16 protein-coding genes are annotated in these 21826 nt (G+C 73.9%); 8 read left to right on the forward strand and 8 right to left on the reverse strand.

Annotation, left to right across the window (positions count from 1 at the left end):
• Positions 1 to 37 precede the first annotated feature (37 nt).
• Entirely contained in the window at positions 38 to 1006 is a 969-nt protein-coding gene (locus IC607_RS10060; RefSeq protein ID WP_191787253.1) for a sugar-binding transcriptional regulator, read from the forward strand.
• Positions 1007 to 1030: 24 nt separating this feature from the next.
• Here the strand turns inward: IC607_RS10060 and uca are convergent, their stop codons facing one another.
• From uca to IC607_RS10075, 3 genes are read right to left on the reverse strand one after another with little or no spacing between them, the layout of a single operon-like run.
• Positions 1031 to 4666, reverse strand: a complete 3636-nt coding sequence (gene uca / locus IC607_RS10065) for an urea carboxylase (RefSeq protein ID WP_191787254.1) — start codon at positions 4664 to 4666, stop codon at positions 1031 to 1033.
• Positions 4663 to 5316, reverse strand: coding sequence for an urea amidolyase associated protein UAAP2 (locus IC607_RS10070; RefSeq protein ID WP_191787255.1), 654 nt, complete (start codon positions 5314 to 5316; stop codon positions 4663 to 4665). The genes uca and IC607_RS10070 overlap by 4 nt, the downstream gene beginning before the upstream one ends.
• Positions 5313 to 6149, reverse strand: coding sequence for an urea amidolyase associated protein UAAP1 (locus IC607_RS10075; protein WP_191787256.1), 837 nt, complete (start codon positions 6147 to 6149; stop codon positions 5313 to 5315). Before IC607_RS10075 ends, IC607_RS10070 begins: the two co-directional genes overlap by 4 nt.
• 194 nt (positions 6150 to 6343) lie before the next feature.
• Between IC607_RS10075 and IC607_RS10080 the strand changes: the two genes are divergently transcribed.
• The 4 genes from IC607_RS10080 to IC607_RS10095 all read left to right on the forward strand — a co-directional run bounded on the left by IC607_RS10080 (position 6344) and on the right by IC607_RS10095 (position 13808).
• Complete coding sequence (locus IC607_RS10080) at positions 6344 to 6988, forward strand: TetR/AcrR family transcriptional regulator (RefSeq protein WP_191787257.1); 645 nt, start codon at positions 6344 to 6346, stop codon at positions 6986 to 6988.
• Between the two features lie 231 nt (positions 6989 to 7219).
• Positions 7220 to 8749 carry a sodium:solute symporter family protein gene (locus IC607_RS10085; protein WP_191787258.1) on the forward strand — a complete coding sequence of 510 codons (1530 nt, stop codon included), beginning with the start codon at positions 7220 to 7222 and terminating at the stop codon, positions 8747 to 8749.
• 256 nt (positions 8750 to 9005) lie between these two features.
• Entirely contained in the window at positions 9006 to 13271 is a 4266-nt protein-coding gene (locus IC607_RS10090; RefSeq protein ID WP_370526203.1) for a molybdopterin-dependent oxidoreductase, read from the forward strand.
• Positions 13272 to 13301: 30 nt separating this feature from the next.
• A complete protein-coding gene (locus IC607_RS10095) occupies positions 13302 to 13808 on the forward strand; it encodes an amino-acid N-acetyltransferase (protein WP_191787259.1) in 507 nt (168 codons plus the stop codon).
• Positions 13809 to 13833: 25 nt separating this feature from the next.
• Here IC607_RS10095 and IC607_RS10100 read toward each other — a convergent pair whose 3' ends face one another.
• The gene (locus tag IC607_RS10100) at positions 13834 to 14817 is read right to left on the reverse strand and encodes an A/G-specific adenine glycosylase (protein WP_191787260.1); all 984 of its coding nucleotides are present in this window, start codon (positions 14815 to 14817) and stop codon (positions 13834 to 13836) included.
• A gap of 113 nt (positions 14818 to 14930) precedes the next feature.
• Here IC607_RS10100 and IC607_RS10105 point away from each other — a divergent pair, with 113 nt between their 5' ends.
• Positions 14931 to 15548 carry a hypothetical protein gene (locus tag IC607_RS10105; RefSeq protein WP_191787261.1) on the forward strand — a complete coding sequence of 206 codons (618 nt, stop codon included), beginning with the start codon at positions 14931 to 14933 and terminating at the stop codon, positions 15546 to 15548.
• A gap of 27 nt (positions 15549 to 15575) precedes the next feature.
• On the opposite strand, the gene disA is transcribed toward IC607_RS10105, so the two are convergent.
• Positions 15576 to 16655, reverse strand: coding sequence for a DNA integrity scanning diadenylate cyclase DisA (gene disA / locus IC607_RS10110; RefSeq protein ID WP_370526127.1), 1080 nt, complete (start codon positions 16653 to 16655; stop codon positions 15576 to 15578).
• A 181-nt stretch (positions 16656 to 16836) separates the two neighbouring features.
• Between disA and IC607_RS10115 the strand changes: the two genes are divergently transcribed.
• A complete protein-coding gene (locus tag IC607_RS10115) occupies positions 16837 to 17019 on the forward strand; it encodes a hypothetical protein (protein WP_191787262.1) in 183 nt (60 codons plus the stop codon).
• Positions 17020 to 17058: 39 nt separating this feature from the next.
• Here the strand turns inward: IC607_RS10115 and IC607_RS10120 are convergent, their stop codons facing one another.
• Positions 17059 to 17877: a class I SAM-dependent methyltransferase gene (locus IC607_RS10120; RefSeq protein ID WP_191787263.1), complete on the reverse strand. Its 819-nt coding sequence runs from the start codon at positions 17875 to 17877 to the stop codon at positions 17059 to 17061.
• 100 nt (positions 17878 to 17977) lie between these two features.
• Here IC607_RS10120 and IC607_RS10125 point away from each other — a divergent pair, with 100 nt between their 5' ends.
• Complete coding sequence (locus IC607_RS10125; protein ID WP_191787264.1) at positions 17978 to 18766, forward strand: GNAT family N-acetyltransferase; 789 nt, start codon at positions 17978 to 17980, stop codon at positions 18764 to 18766.
• Positions 18767 to 18803: 37 nt separating this feature from the next.
• Here the strand turns inward: IC607_RS10125 and radA are convergent, their stop codons facing one another.
• Together radA and IC607_RS10135 are read right to left on the reverse strand one after the other, a co-directional pair.
• Complete coding sequence (gene radA, locus IC607_RS10130) at positions 18804 to 20222, reverse strand: DNA repair protein RadA (protein ID WP_191787265.1); 1419 nt, start codon at positions 20220 to 20222, stop codon at positions 18804 to 18806.
• A 58-nt stretch (positions 20223 to 20280) separates the two neighbouring features.
• Positions 20281 to 21732 (reverse strand): LicD family protein, encoded by a 1452-nt coding sequence (locus IC607_RS10135; protein ID WP_191787266.1) that lies wholly within the window; start codon positions 21730 to 21732, stop codon positions 20281 to 20283.
• Positions 21733 to 21826: the final 94 nt, after the last annotated feature.

The following is a 21826-nucleotide window of genomic DNA, read 5'->3' on the forward strand; positions in this document are numbered from 1 at the left end:
CGCGCAACCGGTGCGCACAAACGTGCAGGGGGAGGGCATGGAGTTCGACAGGGAGCAGGACCAGCTGCGCGCGGCGTCGATGTACTACCTGCAGGACCTCAAGATGGAGGTCATCGCGCGGCACCTGGGCACGTCGCGGTCGACCGTTTCGCGCATGCTCAAGCAGGCGCGGGCCGAGGGCCTCGTCGAGATCACGCTGCGTCCGTCGAGCACGCGAGCGCCCGGGCTGGGCCGTTCCATCTCCGCCGCGTACGGCATCGACGCGTACGTCGTCCCTGTTCCGGACTCCGCGACGCACCTGGAACGCCAGACCCAGGTGTCGATGTCCGCGGCTCGGCTGCTGTCCTCGTGGTTCGACTCCGACATGGTCCTCGGCATCGCCTGGGGCACCACCCTCGCGGCCGTCTCCCGGTTCCTGGTTCCCAAACCGACCCGCGGCGCGTCCGTCGTCCAGCTCAACGGCGCCGCGAACATGCGGACCAGCGGCGTCGAGTACGCGAGCGACCTGATCTCGACGTTCGGAGCAGCCTTCGACGCCGCCGTGCACCATTTCTCGGTCCCGGCGTTCTTCGACTACCCCGAGACCAAGGCCGCGATGTGGCGCGAACGGTCGGTGCGGCGCGTGCTCGACATGCAGGAGCGTGCGGACATCGTCGTGTTCTCCGTGGGCGCCGTCGCGGGGGCTGTCCCGTCCCACGTGTACTCCGCCGGGTACCTCGACGACGCCGACGTCGACCTGCTGCACCGCGAGGACGTCGTCGGCGACGTGTGCACCGTCTTCCTGCGCGGCGACGGCTCCTGGAAGGACGTCGCCCTCAACGACCGGGCCACCGGCCCGGACCCCGAGCAGCTCCAGCACGTGCCGCGCCGGCTGTGCGTCGTCGCCGGCGACAACAAGGTCGTCCCGCTGCTGGCCGCGTTGCGCGCCGGCGTGGTCACGGACCTGGTGGTCGACGAGATCACCGCAACCGCGTTGCTCGGCTCGCAGGGCCCGCGCGCGGCCTGAAGCCGCGCGCGTGCCGGTGCCGCGTCAGCGTGCGGTCGCGGCTCCGACGGGCGTGAGGTCCGGGTCGGGGACGTCGGTGCCGGGGTCGACGATCACCAGGACCTGGCCGGCGCCCACCTGGTCGCCGGGTGTGACGGTCACCTCGACGACGACGCCGGCGACGGGCGACGCGACGGGGGCCTCCATCTTCATGGCCTCGAGCGCCAGGAGGGTCTGGCCCTCGTCGACGCGGTCGCCGGGCTGGACGTCCACCCGGAAGACGGTTGCGACGAACGGTGCCGAGACGCCCTCGCAGCCGTCGGGCACGTCGGTGGCCGGGGCCGAGCCGAGCGCGGGCTCCGGCTCGGGCTGGCGGTCGAACTCGCCCGCGGCCTCCCAGTCGGACCGCTCCTGCGCGAACGCGACCGCCTGCGTGGCCTGGAAGCGGGCGATGTCATCGGCGTTGTCGGCCAGGAAGCGCTCGTGCTCGGCGAGCGAGAACGTGCCCGGGTCGATCTGCACCTCGTGCCGGCCGGCGGCCATGTCGGCGCGCAGGTCGAGCAGCTCGTCGGCGCCGACCGGGTACCAGCGGATGACGTCGAAGAAGCGCAGCAGCCACGGCGTGCCCGGCTCGAACGGGCGTCGGCGAGCGTGGGTGTCCCACACCTGGATGGTCCGGCCGACGAACTGGTAGCCGCCCGGTCCCTCCATGCCGTAGATGCACAGGTACGCGCCGCCGATGCCGACCGCGTTCTGCGGCGTCCACGTGCGGGCGGGGTTGTACTTGGTGGTGACCAGGCGGTGGCGCGGGTCGAGCGGGGTCGCGACGGGCGCGCCCAGGTAGACGTCGCCCAGGCCCATGACCAGGTAGCTCGCGTCGAAGACCGTGCGGTAGACGTCGTCGACCGAGTCGAGGCCGTTGATGCGGCGGATGAACTCGATGTTCCACGGGCACCACGGGGCGTCGTCGCGCACGCCGGCCATGTAGCGCTCGATCGCCTCGCGCGTCGCGGGGTCGTCCCAGGAGAGCGGCAGGTGGACCGTGCGGCTGGGGACCACCAGGTCGGAGGTGGCGGGGAGCTCGTCCTCCATCTCGCGAACCAGGTCGAACGCCGTGCGCAGCGGCAGGGTGTCCGGGTCAACGTGGAGCTGCAGCGAGCGGATGCCGGGCGTCAGGTCGACGACTCCGCGCAGCTCCCCGGCGTCGACGCGCTCCTGGACCGCCTGGGCCAGGGCGTGCACGCGCATCCGCGACGCCAGGTCCAGGGTCATGGCGCCGTACTCGACCAGCAGGTTGTCGTCGCCGCTGCGGCGGTAGGTGACCTGGGTGCCGTCGGCCTGCGCCTCGCGGCGGGCCAGGACGCCGCCGTCGGTGTGGGCCGCGCGGCTGGGCGCGGGGAGCAGTTGCGGGCGGGTGCGCAGCCGGGCCGCCTGGGCCTCGTCGACCGGCACGAACCGCACGCTGTCGCCGGGGCGGAGCTGGCCGAGCTTCCACACCTGGCCCAGCGCGACGGTGGCCGGGCACGTGAAGCCGCCCAGGCTCGGTCCGTCGGGGCCGAGCAGGATGGGCAGGTCGCCCGTGTAGTCGACCGCGCCGACGGCGTACGGGGTGTCGTGGATGTTCGACGGGTGCAGGCCGGCCTCGCCGCCGTCGGGCCGGGCCCAGCGCGGGCGCGGGCCGACGAGCCGCACGCCCGTACGCGCCGAGTTGAAGTGGACCGCCCACGTGGCGGCGTAGAACTCCTCGACGTCGTCGGGCGTGAAGAACTCCGGGGCGGCGTGCGGACCCTCGAGGGCGCCGATGCGCCAGGTGTCGGTGATCTCCGGGCGGTCCGCGGGCGCGACGGGAGCAGGTGCGGGCGCGTCGTCGGCGGCCGTGCCCAGCGGGACCACGTCGCCCAGCCGCAGCGGGCTGCCCGTGACGCCGCCGATCCGGCCCAGGTCGAACGTCGCGGCCGAGCCCAAGACCGCGGGCACGTCGAGGCCGCCGCGCACCAGCACGTACGTGCGCATCCCGGCCGTCGGGGAGCCGACGTCCAGGACCGAGCCCGCCGGCACGTCGACCGGTTCCCACTGAGCGACGGGCGCGCCGTCGAGCGTGACCGGCGCGGGCGCGCCCGCCACCAGCACCGTCGCGGCCGTGCGGAAGCGCAGCTGCGGGCCGAGCATCGTGCACTCGAGGCCGGCGGCGCCCTCGGGGTTGCCGAGCGCACGGTTGCCCAGGCGGAAGGACAGGTCGTCCATGGGGCCCGACGGCGGGATGCCGACGTGCCACAGTCCCGTGCGGCCGGGCCAGTCCTGCACGGTGGTCAGCATGCCGGGGCGCAGCACCTCGACGCGCGGGTCGGCGTCGCGGACGTCGGCCAGCGTGCCCGTGTGGTGGCACGCGGCGGCCACGTCGTCCAGGCCCGTGATCGCACGCAGCAGACCGAGGTTCGTGGCGACGCCGGACAGGCGGGTCGTCGCGAGCGCGTCGGACAGCGCCGCCCAGGCGGCGTCGCGGTCGTCGCCCGTCGTGACGACCTTGGCGAGCATGGGGTCGTAGTGCGTCGAGACCTCGAGGCCCGGCTCGACCCACGTGTCGACGCGGGCGCCGACGGGCGGCTCGAACGCCGTGACGGTGCCGGCGGACGGCAGGTGGTCGCGGTCGGGGTTCTCGGCGTAGACGCGGACCTCGACGGCCGCGCCGCGCGCGACGAGCGGGGTGTCGAGCACCTCGCGCTCGCCCTGTGCGAGCCGCAGCATCCAGGCGACGAGGTCGACGCCGTAGATGGACTCCGTGACGGGGTGCTCGACCTGGAGGCGCGTGTTGACCTCGAGGAACGCGGCCTCCTGGCGCTCGGCGTCGTAGACGTACTCGACCGTGCCCGCAGAGCGGTAGTCGACGGACGCGGCCAGGTCGCGCGCGGCGTCGGCGATCTGGGCGCGGACGTCGTCGGGCAGCGCGGGGGCCGGTGCCTCCTCGACCACCTTCTGGTGCCGGCGCTGCAGCGAGCAGTCGCGGTCGCCGAGCGTGACGACCCGGCCGTGCCCGTCGCCGAACACCTGCACCTCGACGTGCCGGGCCGCGGTGATGAGGCGCTCCAGGAACACGCCGGCGCTGCCGAACGCGGCCCCGGCGGTGCGTCGGACCGCCTCCCACGCGTCCGTGAGCTCGGCGGGCGAGTGGCACGCGCGCATCCCGATCCCGCCGCCGCCGGCCGTGGCCTTGAGCATGACGGGGTAGCCGATCGCGTCGGCCTCGGCGAGCGCGTGGTCGAGCGAGTCGAGCAGGCCGGTCCCGGCGAGCATGGGCATGCCCACGGCCCGGGCGGCGTCGCGCGCGGTGTGCTTGGAGCCGAACAGCTCGAGCTGTGCGGGCGTCGGGCCGACGAAGACGATCCCGGCTGCCTCGGCCGCGCGCGCGAACCCGGCATTCTCCGAGAGGAACCCGTAGCCGGGGTGGATCGCGCCCGCGCCGGTGGCCAGCGCGGCCTCGAGGATGGCGTCCGCGCGCAGGTAGGACTCGGCCGCGGGGGCCGGTCCGATCCGCACGGCGGTGTCCGCGAGGTGCACGTGCGGGGTGCCGGCGTCGGCGTCGGAGTAGACGGCGACCGTCCGCAGCCCCAGCTCGCGCGCGGTGCGCAGGATCCGGACGGCGATCTCGCCACGGTTGGCGACGAGCAGCGTGTCGAAGGTCATCGGGCGTCCTCGGGTCGGGTGACGATCATGCGGACGGGCGTCGGGTCGAAGCCGTTGCACGGGTTGTTGATCTGCGGGCAGTTGGAGACGACGACGAGCACGTCGCGCTCGGCGCGCAGCGTGAGCGACAGGCCGGGCGCCGAGATGCCGTCGACGATCCCCAGCGCGCCGTCCGCGTCGACGGGGACGTTCATGTACCAGTTGATGTTGCTGACCAGGTCGCGCTTGCCCAGCCCGTACCGGCCGGCCTCGGCCAGGAAGTTCTCCGCGCACGCGTGCTGGCTCCACGTGTGCATCCCGTACCGCAGGGTGTTCGACTCCTTGGAGCACGCACCGCCGAGCGTGTCGTGCCGGCCGCAGTCGTCGGCGACCACCGTCATGAGCGGCCCGTGCTCGCAGTCCCGCAGCACCGAGCCGGTGGTCAGGAAGATCGAGTCCTGCGCCTGGATGGTGTCGGGCGCGCTGTAGCGCAGGTCGGTGTCGTGCGCGTCGAAGACGAGGAAGTCGACGGCCTGGTTGCCCTGCAGGTCGACGATCGTCAGCAGGTCGCCCGCGGCGACGACGGCCGACCACGGCGCCCGCGCCGCGACGACGTCGTCACGGACGACGGTCCCCGCGGGGAGCTGGCTGGTGGGTGCGGTGGTGGTCATGCGATCCCCCGTGCGGTGAGGTCGGCGAGCGTGTTGGTGAAGGCCCGACGACCCTCGGGTGTGGCGGTCCACAACGGGTCCTTGGGGTCCGTCGGCGCTCCGCGCCATGCGAGCACCTCGAGGTCCCCGACCGTGAACGCGGGCCGCGGGTCCAGGGGGTGCGCGGTGTTGGCGACGAGCAGCAGGAGCGGCACCTCGGCCCGGAACGTGACCGCCGCGCCCGCTCCGGCCGAGCCGAGGAACGTCGGTCGTCCCTCGTCGTCCACCCGCACGCCCTGGAAGAAGGAGATGCTCGGCGGCAGGTCCCGCCGGGCCAGGCCGTGCTTGGCGGCGCCGAGGGCCAGCAGCTCGCGGCCCGCGGGCGACGGGCCCTGCGCGCTGCCGTCGCCGTAGCGCTGCTCGTTGCGCGCGCGGGTGGTGGTGCCGAACAGCGCGTCCTGGTGGCCCGACGTGTCGGCGACGATCGACGCGAGCACGCGGCCCTGGTCGGACAGCAACAGGTGGCCGGCGGTGAGGTACGCCTGCCACTGCACCTTGACGGTGTCGGCGACGTTGAGCCGCTCGAACGGGCGGTCGCTGCGGTAGGCGAGCACGTGCGCGCACGCGTCGCCCGTGAGGTCGGTCAGACGGACGTGCGTCCCACGGGCCACGGCCAGGTGCGTGTAGCCGCCGCCGGCGACGACCTCCGCGTGGACGAGGTCGGCGGCGAGGACGCCGTCGGGGCGGGCGATCGCGCTGGCCGCGGCGGGGCGCGTCGGCATGGTGGCCACGTCGGCGGCAGCCTCCTGGGTGCGGGCGTGCTCGCGTGCTCCGGTGGTCGTCGCGGTCCCCATCACCGGGCTCCGTCGGGTCGGTCGCTCATCGTCGTCTCATTTCTGTCGTCTGACAGAAATAGGATGCGCAGCGGGCCTTTCGTGGCGGTCTCTGGGGGGTAAACACCGTGTTACGCATCCACCGCGGACGTCGCGGGCGGCGCTGCGGGGAGGTCCGGCCGGCGTTCGGCCCGCGGTGGTACGTTCGGCAGGCCATGGCACGCAGACCCGGACGACCGCGAGCGAGCGGCGACCCGAGCGGTGATCGCGACACCCGCCAGGACGTGCTGGCCGCCGCAGCGGCGCTGTTCTGCACCGTCGGCTTCACCGCGACCAGCACGCGCGCGATCGCCGAGCGCGCCGGGGTCCGCCAGGCGACGATGTACCACCACTTCGCCGGCAAGGACGCGCTGCTCCTCGAGCTCCTGCTCGGCACCGTGCGGCCGTCCGTGGAGCTCGCCGACGCGCTCGCGGAATCGACCGAGGACCCCGCGCGACGGCTGTGGACGCTGGCCCGCGCGGACGTGCAGCTGCTGCTGGGTGGTGAGCTCAACCTGGGGGCGCTCTACGTGCTGCCCGAGGTCGCGGGCGAGCAGTTCGTCGCGTTCCACGCCCTGCGCGACCAGCTCCGGGCGCGGTACGCCGACCTCGCGGCTCAGGCCGAGGAGGCCGTGACGGGCGAGCGCTCCGCGGCGCCCGGGCCGGGACCGCTGGTCTTCGGTCTCGTCGAGTCCGTCATCCTGCGCCGCCGCGACGAGCCCGACGTCGACCTCGAGGGCGTCGCCGATGCCGTGGCCGACGGCGTGCTGCGCCTCGTCGGCTGCACGCCCGCGCAGGTCGCGGCCGCCCGTCTGCCGTAGCCGCTCCGCGGAGCCCTCGTCGGGCGGTCCTACGCGCGCCTGCTCGCGCGTGCCCCCGGGTGCGCGAGAGCAGCGGGCTCGGATTTAACACAGCCGTTTCGTGACTGCCGCGCGGGCGACACAGCGTGAGAGGTCAATGATCCTGTCGGGTGACAGAAACTCCCCGGCGCACCGACCTCGACCTGTCGACCACGCGCCCGAAGCCCCGCGGGCCAACCTCCCGGAGCCCACATGATCATCGCCGGAGTAGGACTGTCCGTCCTCGCCGTCGTCCTCGTCGGCATCATCGTCGCCCGCAAGATCGACGGCGACAGCGCCAACTACCTCGTCGCCGGCCGCCGACTGGGCGTGCCGCTCGTCGCCGCGACCCTGATGGCGTCGGCCGTCGACTCCAACGCGACGGTCGGGAACACCGACCTCTCGTCGGCGTTCGGGTTCTGGTCCGGCGCCTCGCTCGCGATCGGCCTGGCCGTCTGCCTGTTCCTCACCGGCCTGTTCCTGGCCAAGCCCATGAACCGGCTCAAGCTGTTCACGCTCGCCGACTTCTACCGCGCGCGCTACAGCCGCGGCGTCGAGATCACGGCGTCCGTCTTCATGATCTTCGCGTTCGCCATCCTCATGGCCGGCAACCTCGTGGCCTGCGGGTTCCTGCTCGAGAAGTTCATCGGCATCCCGTACTGGTCAGGCGTCGTGATCGCCGTCGTGCTCGTCCTCGTCTACACGATCGCGGGCGGCATGTTCTCCGACGCGTACACCGCCGCGGTGCAGATCACGATCACCGGCTGCGCGACGGTCGGGCTGCTGTGGTGGGTGGGCGCGACGTACGGCTTCCACATCGAGCCCGGCATGGGCCCCTTCGACACCGAGCAGCTCACGTCGACGTCGGCCGGTGCGCCGATCAACTGGGCGACGCTGGTCGCGCTCGGCATCGGCGACATCGTCGCCATCGACTTCATGCAGCGGATCTTCGCCGCGAAGAACCCGACCATCGCGCGGCGCGCGTGCTTCACCGGCGCTGCGGGCACGTTCGCGATCGGCGTCGCGTACGCGATGGTCGCGCTCACCGCCGCCTCGGTGCTGGGGCTGTCGGCCGACGACGGTCCCGTGCTGTTCACCCTGCTCGACGACTACGCGCCCCCGGGCCTGGCGATCCTGGTGCTGTCCGGCATCGTCGCCGCGTCGTTCTCCACCGCGTCCGGCGCGATCCTGGCGACGAGCGCCGTCGCCGTCCGCAACATCTTCGGCGTCCGTCGCATCGTCGACGAGCCCGGCGTCAAGGACCCGCTGCTGCGCTGGACCCGCGTCGCCATGTTCCCGATCGTCGGCGTCGGCATCGCGATCGCGCTCAAGGTCGCCCAGACCGGCATCCTGCTCACGCTCGCGTTCGACCTCATGCTCGCGTGCCTGCTCGTGCCGTTCATCCTGGGGCTGTTCTGGAAGCGCGGCGGCACGGCCGCGGCGTGGGCGGCGATGGGTGTCGGGTTCGTCGTCCGGGCCGGCCTGTTCGTCCTCACGCCGACGATCTACGGCGTGCCCAACGACCTGGCGTACGTGAGCAACGACTGGGTCCACGCCTCGTTCGACGGGTGGCCCACGTTCTACGGGCTGGCCGCGTCGCTGCTCGCCTACCTCGTCGTCGCCGCGGTGCGCCCGCGGACCGTCTCCGAGGAGGCGTGGGTCATCACCGACACCGACGTCCCCGCGGACGCCGCGGCGGAGCCCGAGAGCGAGAGCGTCGAGGTGGCTGCCCCGGTCGCCTGAGGGGTCGCAGCTCGTTCTCGCGGAGCGCCCGTCGCCGTGTGTGGCGGGCGCTCCCGCGCGTCGTCGGGCACCTGTGCTCTCACGGACCGCGGCGCCGCGGTGTGCGGACTTCGTTACGGCGGCGGCCCGCGTGAGGAACGGCGGTGCAACACCCGCTTCGTAGCGTCGTGCTCGGCAGCGTGGGTGCGCGGCCTTGTCGTCGTCGGCCTCGACCGACCGGGACCTGGGAGGGCACGTGGGGACGTCGGCCCGCTCCGTGTGCTCGTACTGCGGTGTCGGGTGCGGGGTGGTCATCGACGTGGCCGTCGGGCCGGACGGTCGTCGTCGGGCCCTGAAGGTCACCGGCGACAAGGCGCACCCCGCCAACGCGGGGCGCCTGTGCACCAAGGGCGCGACGCACGCCGACCTGCTCGCGGCGCCCGGACGCCTGACGACAGCGCTCGTGCGGCCCGAGCGGGGTGCGGACCCCGTCGCCGTGCCGGTCGACGAGGCCGTCGCCGACGTCGCCGCCCGGCTGCGCGCGATCGTCGACGAGCACGGGCCGGACGCCGTCGCGCTGTACGTGTCCGGGCAGATGTCGATCGAGGCGCAGTACCTGGCCAACAAGCTGGCCAAGGGGTTCCTGCGCACCCAGTTCATCGAGTCCAACTCGCGGCTGTGCATGGCCAGCGCGGGGTCGGGCTACAAGCTCTCGCTGGGGGCTGACGGGCCGCCGGGGTCGTACGACGACCTCGACCACGCCGACGTCTTCCTCGTCACCGGCGCCAACATGGCCGACTGCCACCCCATCCTGTTCCTGCGGATGATGGACCGCGTCAAGGCCGGCGCCCGGCTGATCGTCGTCGACCCTCGCCGCACCGCCACCGCGGACAAGGCGGACCTCTTCCTGCAGCTGCGGCCCGGCACCGACCTGGCCCTGCTCAACGGGCTGCTGCACCTGCTGGTCGAGGGCGGCTGGGTGGACCAGGAGTTCGTCGAGCAGCACACCGATGGCTGGGACGCGATGCTCCCGTTCCTGGCCGACTACCCGCCGGACGTCGTCGCCGCCATCACGGGCGTCGCGGCCGACGACCTGCGCACCGCCGCCCGCTGGATCGGCGAGGCCGGCGCGTGGACGAGCTGCTGGACCATGGGCCTCAACCAGTCCGTGCACGGGACGTGGAACACGAACGCCCTGGTCAACCTGCACCTCGCGACGGGTGCGATCTGCCGGCCCGGCGCCGGGCCGTTCTCCCTGACCGGCCAGCCCAACGCCATGGGCGGGCGGGAGATGGGCTACATGGGGCCGGGGCTGCCGGGGCAGCGGTCGGTGCTCGTCGAGCGGGACCGGACGTTCGTCGAGGAGCTGTGGAGGCTGCCCGCCGGCACGTTGCGGACCGAGTCCGGCGCCGGGACCGTGGACATGTTCGAGCGGATGGCCGGCGGGCAGATCAAGGCCGCGTGGATCATCTGCACCAACCCCGTCGCGTCCGTCGGGAACCGGTCGACCGTCGTGCGGGCGCTGCAGGCCGCCGAGCTCGTCGTGACCCAGGACGTCTACGAGGTCACCGAGACCAACGCGTACGCGGACGTCGTGCTGCCCGCGACCCTGTGGGCGGAGTCCGACGGCGTCATGATCAACTCCGAACGCAACCTGACCCTGGTGCCGGGCGTGCTCGACGCACCCGGCTCCGCGACCCCCGACTGGCGGCTGATCGCGCAGGTCGCGTGCGCGCTGGGGTTCGCAGATGCTTTCACGTACGCCTCCGCGCAGGAGGTGTTCGACGAGCTGCGGTCCGCCTGGAACCCCGTCACCGGCTGGGACCTGCGCGGTGTCGACCACGACCGGCTGCGGGCCGGACCCGCGCAGTGGCCGTGCCCGCCGGGCGCCGGTGACCGCAACCCGATCCGGTACCTCAACGACGGCGTCAGCCAGGCGCTGCTCGTCGACGACGCCGGCCGCCAGCCGCGCCTCGCGTTCCCGACCCCGTCCGGCCGCGCGCAGTTCCTGGCGCGTCCGCACCTTCCCGCGGCCGAGCTGCCCGACGACGACTTCCCGCTGGTGCTCTCGACCGGGCGCGTCCAGCACCAGTGGCACACGCTCACCAAGACGGGCAAGGTCGCCAAGCTCAACAAGCTGGCGCCCGGGCCGTTCGTCGAGGTGCACCCGTCGGACGCCGACACCCTGGGGATCGCCGAGGGGGACCGGGTGGAGATCGCCTCGCGCCGCGGGCGGGCCGTTCTGCCCGCGGTCGTCACCGAGCGCGTGCAGCCCGGGTGCGCGTTCGCGCCCTTCCACTGGGCCGACGTCTTCGGCGACGACCTGGCCGTCAACGCCGTGACCAGCGACGCCGTCGACCCGATCTCCTTCCAACCCGAGCTCAAGGTGTGCGCCGTCGCGCTGACCCGGGTCGGCGGGCCGGCGGACACTGCGGAGCCGAGCGGCGCCGGGACCTCATCGGCGACGTCGCTCTCCGCGGACCTCGCCGAGGTGGGGGACCTGGGCGGGGCGGGTGGCGGAGCGGAAGGCCAGACGGCCCCGGGCGCCGACCGGCTCGAGGCCGTGACGCTGCTGGCGCGCGCGTTCGGGGTCTCGGGGCTCGCACCACCCACCCTCGACGCGCCCCAGCAGGCGTACCTCGCGGGCATGCTGGCGGGGATCGCCACGTCCCCCGGTGCGGGTGTGCCGTTCCTGCCCGAGCGGGCGCCGTTCGACCGGGTCACCGGGATGTGGGTGGACGGGATGCTCGCGGGCGTGTTCGCCCGCGTCGGGGGCGGAGCGTCTCCTGCACCGGGCGCGGTGCCGGCGTCCACGTCGTCGCACCCCTCGGACGTGCCGGGGGTCGGTGCGGCGGTCGAGGAGTCCACCCGGCCCGTCGTCGTGCTGTGGGCGTCGCAGACCGGGAACGCGGAGCAGGTCGCCGAGCAGGCCGGTGCGCTGCTGGGCGCGACGCACCCGGTGACCGTCGCGGAGCTCGACGCCGCGGGCGTGGGCGCGCTGACCGGCGGCGCGGACCTGGTGGTCGTGACCAGCACGTTCGGCGACGGCGACTCACCCGACAACGGCACCGAGTTCTGGGCGGCACTGCAGGCGGACGCCGTGCGGGTGTCCGATGGCCTGCGCTTCGCCGTCATCGCGCTCGGCGACTCGAGCTACGCGGACTTCTGCGGGTTCGGCCGCCGCGTCGATGAGCGGCTCGCGGAGCTGGGGGCGACGCGCCTGCTGGCCCGCCAGGACTGCGAGCCCGACTTCGAGGAACCGGCTGCGGCGTGGCTCGACGCGCTCGCAGCCGCGCTCGCGCCCCAGGTGTCCGCCGATCACCAACCAGCCGCACCTGTGACAGAAGTGGACGAGAGGGACGACCGATCCGACTCAGATGGTGACACCCGTCCCAAGAGCGGCTCCCTGGCGGCGACGGCAGCGACCGGCGCGACCCGTGCCCGGCCCCAGCCCGCGACGCTCGTCGGGAACCGGCTGCTGTCGGCGCCGGGGTCGGCCAAGGAGGTGCGCCGCTTCACGTTCGAGGTCGACGCCCGGCTCGCCTACGAACCGGGCGACGCGCTGGGGGTCTGGCCCACCAACGCCCCGCATCTCGTCGCCGAGTGGTTGGGCGTCAGCGGGCTGTCCGGCGACGAGGAGGTGCTCGTCGGGTCGCGCACCATGCCCTTCGCGCAGGCGCTCGCCTCCCACCTCGACATCACGCGCATCGGCAACGACCTGCTGGAGCTGGCCCTCGAGCGCACCGACGACCGCGCGCTCAAGGCCCTGCTACGACCCGGCAACCGGCACGCGCTCGAGGCCTGGCAGTGGGGCCGGCAGCTCCCCGACGTGCTGGCCGGGCTGCCGCTGCGCCTGTCCGCGCAGGAGTGGGCCGACACGCTGCGGCCGCTCCAGCCGCGGCTGTACTCGATCTCGTCGAGCCCGCTCGTCGACCCCTGCGAGGTGAGCGTCACCGTCTCGGTGGTGCGCTACAACGGCCCGACGGGGATCGCGCGGTCCGGTGTCGCCTCCGGGCACCTGGCCGCCGCCGAGCCGGGGACGCAGGTGCCCGCGTTCGTGCAGCGCTCGCGGCACTTCCGGCCCCCGGCGGCGTCGGACGTGCCGGCCATCATGGTCGGCCCGGGGACGGGGGTGGCGCCGTTCGTCGGCTTCCTCGACCATCGTCGGGTGCTGGGCCACGAGGGGCGCAACTGGCTGCTGTTCGGCGAGCAGCGCGAGGCCACCGACCACTTCTATCGCTCCGAGCTCACCGACCTGCACCGGCACGGCACCCTGACCCGGCTCGACACCGCGTTCTCGCGGGACCGCCGCGAGAAGGTCTACGTGCAGCACCGGATGGTCGAGCACGGTGCCCAGGTGTGGGACTGGCTGCAGGACGGCGCGCACTTCTACGTGTGCGGCGACGCGAGCCGGATGGCGCGGGACGTGGACGCGGCGCTGCGCGAGATCGCCGTGGCGCACGGTCGGCTGACGCCCGAGGAGGCCGGGGCATACGTCCGTCGTCTGTCGTCGGAGGGTCGGTACGCGCGTGACGTGTACTGACGTCGCGGGCCGCGCCGCTAGCGTGGGTCCGTGAGCTCAGCCGACGTCCTGATCCGTCCCGCGCTGCCCGCCGACGTGCGGGCCATCCGCTCGCTGGTGGAGCCGTACGCCGACCGCCGCATCCTCCTGGCCAAGGAATGGGTCGGGTACTACGAGGCCGTGCAGGAGTTCCTGGTCGCGGAGGTCGACGGCGTCGTCGTCGGCTGCGGCGCGCTGCACGTCATGTGGGACGACCTGGCCGAGATCCGCACGCTCGCCGTCGACGCGTCCGTGCGCGGCAAGCGGGTGGGACACGCGCTGCTGGACGGCTTGATGGCGCGGGCGCGGTCGTTGGGGCTCGGGCGGCTGTTCTGCCTGACGTTCGAGGTCGACTTCTTCGTCGGGCACGGCTTCCACGAGATCGAGGGGACGCCCGTCACGCCCGACGTCTACGCCGAGCTGCTGCGCTCGCACGACGACGGCGTCGCCGAGTTCCTGGACCTCGCCCGCGTGAAGCCCAACACCCTCGGCAACACCCGCATGCTCATCGAGCTGTAGCCCGCACGCGCCCGGGCGGTGCGGGTCAGTGCGGGAGGGCGTACGTCGGTTCGGCGTCATCCGTCGGTGGGGTCGGTGCCGTGATCAGGCCGTCGGCCAGCAGCGAGTCCAGGCAGCGCCGCCGCTGGGCGGCGTCCGGCCAGACCTCGTCGACCACGTGCCGGGGGACCGGGCCGACGGCGTCGCGCAGCAGCGCCATGATGCGGCCGCGGACCTGCCGGTCGGTGCCCGCCCACGCCTGGGTGCGGCGGCGGTGCGCGTGCGCGTCGACGGGCCGGCCCGCCGCGAGCCACCGGCACGACGAGCGCAGCGGGCACCGCTCGCACGCCGGCGTCCGGGCCGTGCACACCAGGGCCCCGAGCTCCATCGACGCGGCGGCCCAGCGCGCCGCGTCGCCGTCGGACGCCGGGACGAGCGCGGCCGCGCGGCGGACCTCCCCGGCGGTGAGGGACGGCGCAGGCAACGCCTCGCCGCCGACCGCGCGCGCCAGCACGCGCCGCACGTTGGTGTCGAGCACCACCGCACGCCGCCCGAACGCGAACGCCCGCACCGCGGCGGCGGTGTACGAGCCGATGCCCGGGAGCGCCAGCAGCGCAGCCTCGTCGTCGGGCACCGCCCCACCGTGACGCTCGACGATCGCTCGCGCGCACTCCTGCAGCCGCAGCGCCCGGCGCGGGTAGCCGAGCCGGTCCCACGCGCGCAGCACGTCCGCGGTGGGCGCGGCGGCCAGGTCGGCCGGGGTCGGCCACGCCCGCATCCAGGCGCGCCACGCGGGTTCGACGCGCACCACCGGCGTCTGCTGCAGCATCACCTCGCTGACCAGCACGCCCCACGGGGTGCGGTCGGGGGCTCGCCACGGCAGGTCCCGCGCGTGCTCGTCGAACCAAGCGACGACCCGGACGACGGTGTCAGCGCCGGAACCCGCCGCACCTGTGACTGGAGTCGACTCGTGGGGCCCGTCGGCATCCCAGGAGTGCACTTCTGTCACAAGTGCGGCGGGAATCGTCATGGCCCGGAGGCTACCCGTACCCGGGCAGCGACGTGGTCGATCCGCGGCACGCCGAGGACGGTCGCGGTGCGGGCGCCGCGGCGCTCGTACCGTGAGGCCCGGGAGGTCGGGACATGGGTGAGGTCAGGGCGGGGCGACCGCTGCCGCAGAGCGTCTACTGGCGTCGGCGCCTGGTGGTGCTGGGCGTGCCGCTGGCGCTCGTGGTCCTGGTGGTCTGGCTGCTGGCCGGACGCGGGTCCGCCGACGAGCCGACGGCCGTCCCGAGCACGGCGAAGGCCACCACCAAGGCAGCGAAGCCGACGACGACGCCGAAGCCGTCGACCACGCAGACCGCGAGCTCCGCCGTCCCCGGCTGCGCGTCCCTCGACGTCGGACTGACGGCCGACGACACGTCCTACGCCGCGGGCGCCAACGTCCACCTCGTCGCCACCATCACCAACGCCGGCGACGTCGCCTGCCTGGTCGACGCCGGCACCAAGAACGCGACGCTCGTCATCACGTCCGGCGCGGACCAGGTGTGGTCGAGCGCCGACTGTGCGGCGGCGTCTGCGAAGTCCAAGCCGTTGCTGCTCGCGCCGGGGGAGAAGAGCACGACGAAGGTCACGTGGAAGCGGGTGCGCTCGGAGCCGGGCTGCCCGAAGAATCTGCCGGCCCCGAAGGCGGGCACGTACGCGGCGACCTACACCGTGGCCGACGAGAACGCGGCGCCGGCGGTCTTCACGCTCAAGTGATCCCGCGCTGACCCGCTCAGACGCGAGTCAGACGTAGCGCTCGAGGATGCTCGACTCGGCGAGCCGGGACAGTCCCTCGCGGACCGCACGAGCGCGCTGCTCGCCGACGCCGTCGACGGCCATGAGGTCGTCGATGCCCGCAGCCAGCAGCTTCTGCAGCCCGCCGAAGTGCGCGACGAGCCGGTCGACGATGGTCCCCGGCAGGCGCGGCACCTTGGACAGGAGCCGGTAGCCGCGGGGTCCCGCGGCGGCGTCGAGCGCGTCGCCGCCGCCCGGCAGGCCGAGCACGCGTGCGATGTGCGCGATGTCGAGCAGCTCGGTGGAGTCGACCTCGGCGAGCGCGGCCTGCACGGACTCGATGTCGCGGCGGGAGGTGTCGACGTAGTCGCGGATGACGAGCTCACGGTCCGAGCCGACCCCGCCGACGAGCTCGTCGAGCTGGAGCGTGAGCAGACGCCCGTCGGTGCCGAGCTCCACGACGTAGCCCTCGATCTCCTCGGAGATGCGGCGCACCATCTCCAGGCGCTGCACCACGGACGACACGTCGCGCACGGTGACGAGGTCCTCGATCTCCAGCGCCGACAGCGTCCCGCTGACCTCGTCGAGCCGGGACTTGTACCGCTCGAGCGTGGCCAGGGCCTGGTTGGCGCGCGACAGGATGGTCGTCGAACCCTCGAGCACGTACCGCTGGTTGCCCACGTACAGGGCGATGATCTGCATCGACGCGGACACGGAGATGACCGGCAGGCCCGTCTGCTTCGCGACGCGCTCGGCCGTGCGGTGGCGCGTGCCGGACTCGCTGGTCTCGATCGTCACGTCGGGCAGGAGCTGGACGGCGGCACGCACGATGCGGCTGACGTCCTGGTCCACCACGACGGCGCCGTCCATCTTGGCCAGCTCGCGCAGGCGGGTGGCGGAGAACTCCACGTCCAGCACGAACCCGCCGGAGCAGATGCTCTCCACGACGGGGTCCATGCCGAGCACGATCAGAGCGCCCGTCCGCCCGCGCAGGATCCGCTCGAGGCCGTCGCGCAGCGCACCGCCTGGCGCCACGGCGGCCAGGGTCGACCGCAGCAGGTCGTCCGGGGTGTTCGGGATCGTCGCCACGCGTGCATCGTAACGAGCGGCGCAACGTCGTCCTTGCTCGACCCGCGGTCGCAGGTCCCGCGCCCTGAGCGGGGGCGTGCCTCGGCCGGGGTGCTCTCGCCGGGCACGACCGACTCAGGGGGCGCACCCTGGGAGGGCGCCGACCTTCCTGGGCGCACGGCACCACGCAAGGACGACGGACATGAGCGAAGACACGACGAACAGCGGCACCGAGGGCGTTCTGGACGAGGGCCGCACGGCCCAGATCGTCGAGGGCGAGGTCTCCGACGGCGCCACGACCGGTGGGACGACCGACGTGCTCGACGAGGGCGAGACCGCCGACGTGGCGGAGTCGGGCCACGGGGAGCCGACGAAGGCCCCGTGACGAGCCAGCCGGCGCCCGCGCGGGCGGGCGCCGGTGCACTCACCCTCCTCGGACGCCCAACGAGTAGCGCACCACCTGGCTCAGGGCGAAGCCCCCGGTGGCGTCCGCCCACGAGCCCGCGCGCGTCAGGATGGCCTGGCGCACCTCCTCGTGCTGGTCGGGGGGCACGTGCTCCCACATCGCTCGCTGACCGTGCGACCACGTGAACGTCACCAGGTGCTCCGCGCTCCGGAAGACCGCCTCGACGGTGCGTCGAACGGTGCGCACGTCATCGAGGCCCGCATCGACGAGCAGTCGTTCCATGCCCTCGTCGGATGCGAAGGGTCCTCGCGTGCCGGTGGTCCGAGCATCGGCCAGCGCCGGCGGGAGGTGCGGCGTGAACAGCTCGTCGACCGAGCGCCACCGCTCGTCCTGCTCGCCGAACGTCGCGACGCCGAGCCGCCCCCGCGGGGCGAGCAGTGCCGACCACGCCCGCACCGCCGCGCCAGGCTCGGGCAGGAAGAACAGCACGAGCGACGACGCGACGGCGTCGAAGGTGCCCGCGGGCTGCTGGGGAGCGCTCGCGTCGCCGAGCTCGACCGTGACCTGGGGCAGGTCCGCCAGGTCGCGGGCCGTGAGCTCCACCATCCGGGGTGACAGGTCGAAGCCGACCGCGCGCCCCCGCGGGCCCGTCGCGAGCGCGAGCGGGCGCAGCGCAGCCCCGCGGCCGCAGCCGATGTCGAGCACCCGCTCGCCGGGCTGGACGCGCAGCTCGTCGACCAGTCCGGCCGCGATGGGGCCGAACCAGGGCACGTCCACGGTGTCGTAGGTGTCGGCGACGCGGTCGAAGACGCCGACGACGCCACCAGGCTTCGCCATCCGGTCACCTTGGCACCCGGAGCGGCGGTGGACAAGGGTGCTCGCGCCCGGTCGACAAATCCGCTACCGGCCCGCGGGGCCACATGACAGGGTGGCGAGCATGCCGACTCCCGCCGAGCTCCTGCACGCCTACGACACCCAGCTCCGCACGGACGCGGAGACGCCAAGCGCGATCGACGTGGTGGTGCTCGGTCCGTTGCGGCTCGTCACCTTCGCGGGCGGCCGCGGCTTCGTGACGTACCAGGACCTCGCCGGGGCCGACGAGGCGACGATCCGGGGCTGGGTTGCCGACGTCGTCGAGCACTTCCGCGCGGCGCCCGAGGTGGACCGTGTCGAGTGGAAGACCCGCGGCCACGACCGCGCCCCCGGCCTGCACGACGCGCTGCTCGCTCACGGGTTCGAGCCCGACGAGACCGAGTCGATCATGATCGGCGAGGCGAGCCGGCTCGACGTCGACGTGCCGCTGCCGGCGGGCGTGAGCCTGCGCCGGGTGTCCGGTGACCACGACGTGCGCGCGATGGCGGTGATGTCGGACGTCGCGTTCGGCTCGTCCATGGCCGATGAGATCGCGACCGCGCTGCTGAGCCGCCTGGAGCGCGCCGACGGCATGGAGCTGTGGGTCGCGGAGGCCGACGGTGCGATGGTCAGCGCCGGCCGTCTCGAGCCCGTGCCGGGCACGGCGTTCGCCGGCATCTGGGGCGGGTGCACCCTGCCCGAATGGCGCGGCCGCGGCATCTACCGGGCGCTCACCGCGGCGCGTGCGCACTCCGCGCTCGCGGCCGGCAAGACGCTGATCCACAGCGACTCGACCGAGTACTCCCGCCCGATCCTCGAGCGCTACGGCTTCGTGAAGGTCTCGACGACGACCCCGTACGAATGGCGTCGCTGACGCTCGTGGCGTCGTTCCACGTGGCCAGCCGGCCCGGTCAGGCGCGGGAGGCGGGACGGTCGCCCGCGATCGTCGCCGCCTGGACGGCGTGCGCGAGGTCGGTCGCCCCGACGACGAGCATGCCGTCCGGCGCGGTCAGCTCGGCCATCGACCCGTGCGGCACGATCGCGTGGGTGAACCCGAGCCGCGCCGCCTCGGCGAGGCGCTGACCGACGCCCGACACGTGCCGGATCTCCCCTGCCAGCCCCACCTCGCCCACGGCGACCAGGCCGCGCGGGAGCGACACGTTCTCCCGTGAGCCCACGGCCGCGAGCGCGAGCGCCAGGTCCGCCGCCGGCTCGACGACGCGCGCGCCGCCCACCGTCGAGACGTACACGTCCTGGTCGGCGAGCCGCGCCCCGAGCCGGCGCTGCAGCACCGCGAGCACCATCGCCAGGCGGGAGGAGTCGACTCCGCTGGTGGTGCGGCGCGGGTTGGGCACCTGGCTGGGCGCGACGAGCGCCTGGATCTCGGTGGCGAGCGGCCGACGACCCTCGAGCGTCACGGTCAGGCACGTGCCGGGCACGGGGTGCAGGGCCTGGGAGATGAACAGGCCCGACGGGTCGGCGAGGCCGACGATGCCCAGCTCCGACAGGTCGAAGCAGCCGACCTCGTCGGTGGGGCCGTACCGGTTCTTGGTCGCGCGCAGCATCCGCAGCCGCGAGTGCCGGTCGCCCTCGAACTGGCAGACCACGTCCACCAGGTGCTCGAGCGTGCGCGGCCCGGCGACGGAGCCGTCCTTGGTGACGTGCCCGACGAGGACCACGGGCATGTCCCGCGACTTGGCCGCCTGGATCACGGCCGCGGTGACCTCGCGGACCTGCGCGACGCCGCCGGCGGCACCCTCGATCGCGGCCGATGCCACGGTCTGCAGGGAGTCCAGCACGAAGAGGTCGGGTTGCACCTGCTCGATGTGCCCGAGGACCGTCGCCAGGTCGTTCTCGTCCGCGAGCAGCAGGTTCGGGTCGAGAGCCCGGATGCGGCCGGCGCGCAGGCGCACCTGGGCCACGGACTCCTCGCCCGTCACGTAGAGCACCCGGCGCCCGCCCCGGGCCGCCCGCGCGGCGACGTCGAGCAGCAGGGTCGACTTGCCCACGCCGGGCTCGCCGGCCAGCAGGACCACGGCGCCGGGCACCAGACCGCCGCCCAGCACCCGGTCCAGCTCGTCGACCCCCGTGGGCCGCGCCTGCGCGGACTCGACGGGGATCTCGTTGATGGGCCGCGCGGGCGCCCTCGTCGGCGCGGCCGCGACGGTCCGGGGTGCGCCACCGCCGGGACCCGTGTCCTCCACGACCGTCCCCCACGCCTGGCACTCGCCGCACCGCCCCGCCCACTTGGCGGCGGTCCACCCGCACTCGGTGCAGCGGAACCCCGGGCGGGCGACCTTGTCAGCGCGACGTGCGGCAGGCGAGCTCATGCCACGGACGGTAACCGCCCCCACCGACACGAACCGGCACCGACGCCGGCGCGACGGGTCACGACGACAGCGGCCAGGTCCAGTCGTAGTACGGGTCCTCGACACCCCACCCGCTGCCGTAGCGCTCCTCGAGGAACTGCTCGGGCCGGTGCGGCACCGGCACCGACCGGCCCAGCAGGTCGCGGCGGCCGTGCGGCTCGAGCACGTCCAGGCGCATCGGCGCCAGCTTCATCGACGCCATGTGCAGGGTCGCGGTGTCGCCGTCGACGAGGTACGGGAACACGTCGACGTGCCGCCTGGTCGCGCGGTCGACGACGTGGAAGTTCAGCCCCGTCGGGTTGGTCCAGATGCCGAACCCGCGCGACCGCAGCTGGGCCTTGAGGGCGTCGAGCGGCTGCCGCGCGGCGGCCGCGTCGGCGGCGTCCAGGCGGAACAGCAGGTCGATGTCGTCGTCGTGCTGGAGGAAGTCCCCCTCCCGAACCGCGCCCAGCAGCGTCCCGTACGCCAGCACCAGCGGGTGCCCGAGCTCGGTGAACACGTCGCCGACCCGCCCGACGAGGTCCAGGTGGCCGCTCGCGTCGGTGCGCAGCGCGCCCAGCTCCGACAGCCCGTGCCGCGTGATGGCGTGCGGCGGCAGGCCCGCGAGCTGCGCGAACCGGTTGACGTCCTGGTCGAGCCGGCGCAGGGCTGCCCGGTCCGGCAGGACCAGGCCGAACGAGCGGATGCTCGTCGCGGTCCCGGGGACGACCGCGCGCTGGGCCACGAGCAGCGCCGCGAGCAGGTGCGCCTCGTCGTCGGTCAGTGCCGGTCCACGCGCGGGCGCGACGCTCGGCACGAGCGCGAGGAGCAGCCGCAGCTCCTCGCGGGTGGCACCGCGCAGACCTCCGTCCGTCGCGATCTCGAGCACGCGCGCGACGACCCGTGCGTGGGTCCGACGCGCCCAGCGTGCGCGCAGCAACCGGGCAGCCGGCGGCTGCAGGGTCTCGCCGGTCCGCGCCTCGAGGACAGCCAGCAGCTCCCGCAGGTCGTCGACCTGGAGGCTGCGCAGCATCTGCCACGGGGCGTCGGGGCCCGAACGGCCACGTACCAGCAGGGTGCGCGAGCGGCGCCCCAGCCCGTCGCGACGGTTGTAGAGCCGCACCGTCGTCGCACCCAGCGGCTCGACGAACGTCACCTGCCACCACGGGCCTGCCTCGCGCTGGGTCGTGACCGGCGTGCGCTGGGTCAGGGGGGCGGCGTCGTCGGGCAGACGCTTCTTGGCGCGCGAGCTGGCCTTCGCCGTGACCGCGGGCCCGGGCACGGGCAGCACCTTGGTGCCGCGGACCAGCTCGATCACCTTGAGCTCGAGGACGTCGACGACGGACCGGGGCAGCGAGAGCCGGAGCTGGGTGACGTCGGGCGGCAGCGAGACCTCGAGCCGGTCGACGTTCTTGGCCCCGAAGAACCCCAACGAGGGAACCACCCCGGCGCGCGTGCGCGCGTCCCAGCGTGAGCCGGTCTGCCGCGTCATGGGTCCCCTCGGGTCGGTCGCGACCACCGCCGCGCGGGGCCTGCGGCACACAGGATGCCACGGCCCCGCGGGCGGGTGTCAGACAGCTGTCATG

The sequence above is a fragment of the Cellulomonas sp. JH27-2 genome (assembly GCF_014837175.1).
Lineage (GTDB): Bacteria > Actinomycetota > Actinomycetes > Actinomycetales > Cellulomonadaceae > Cellulomonas.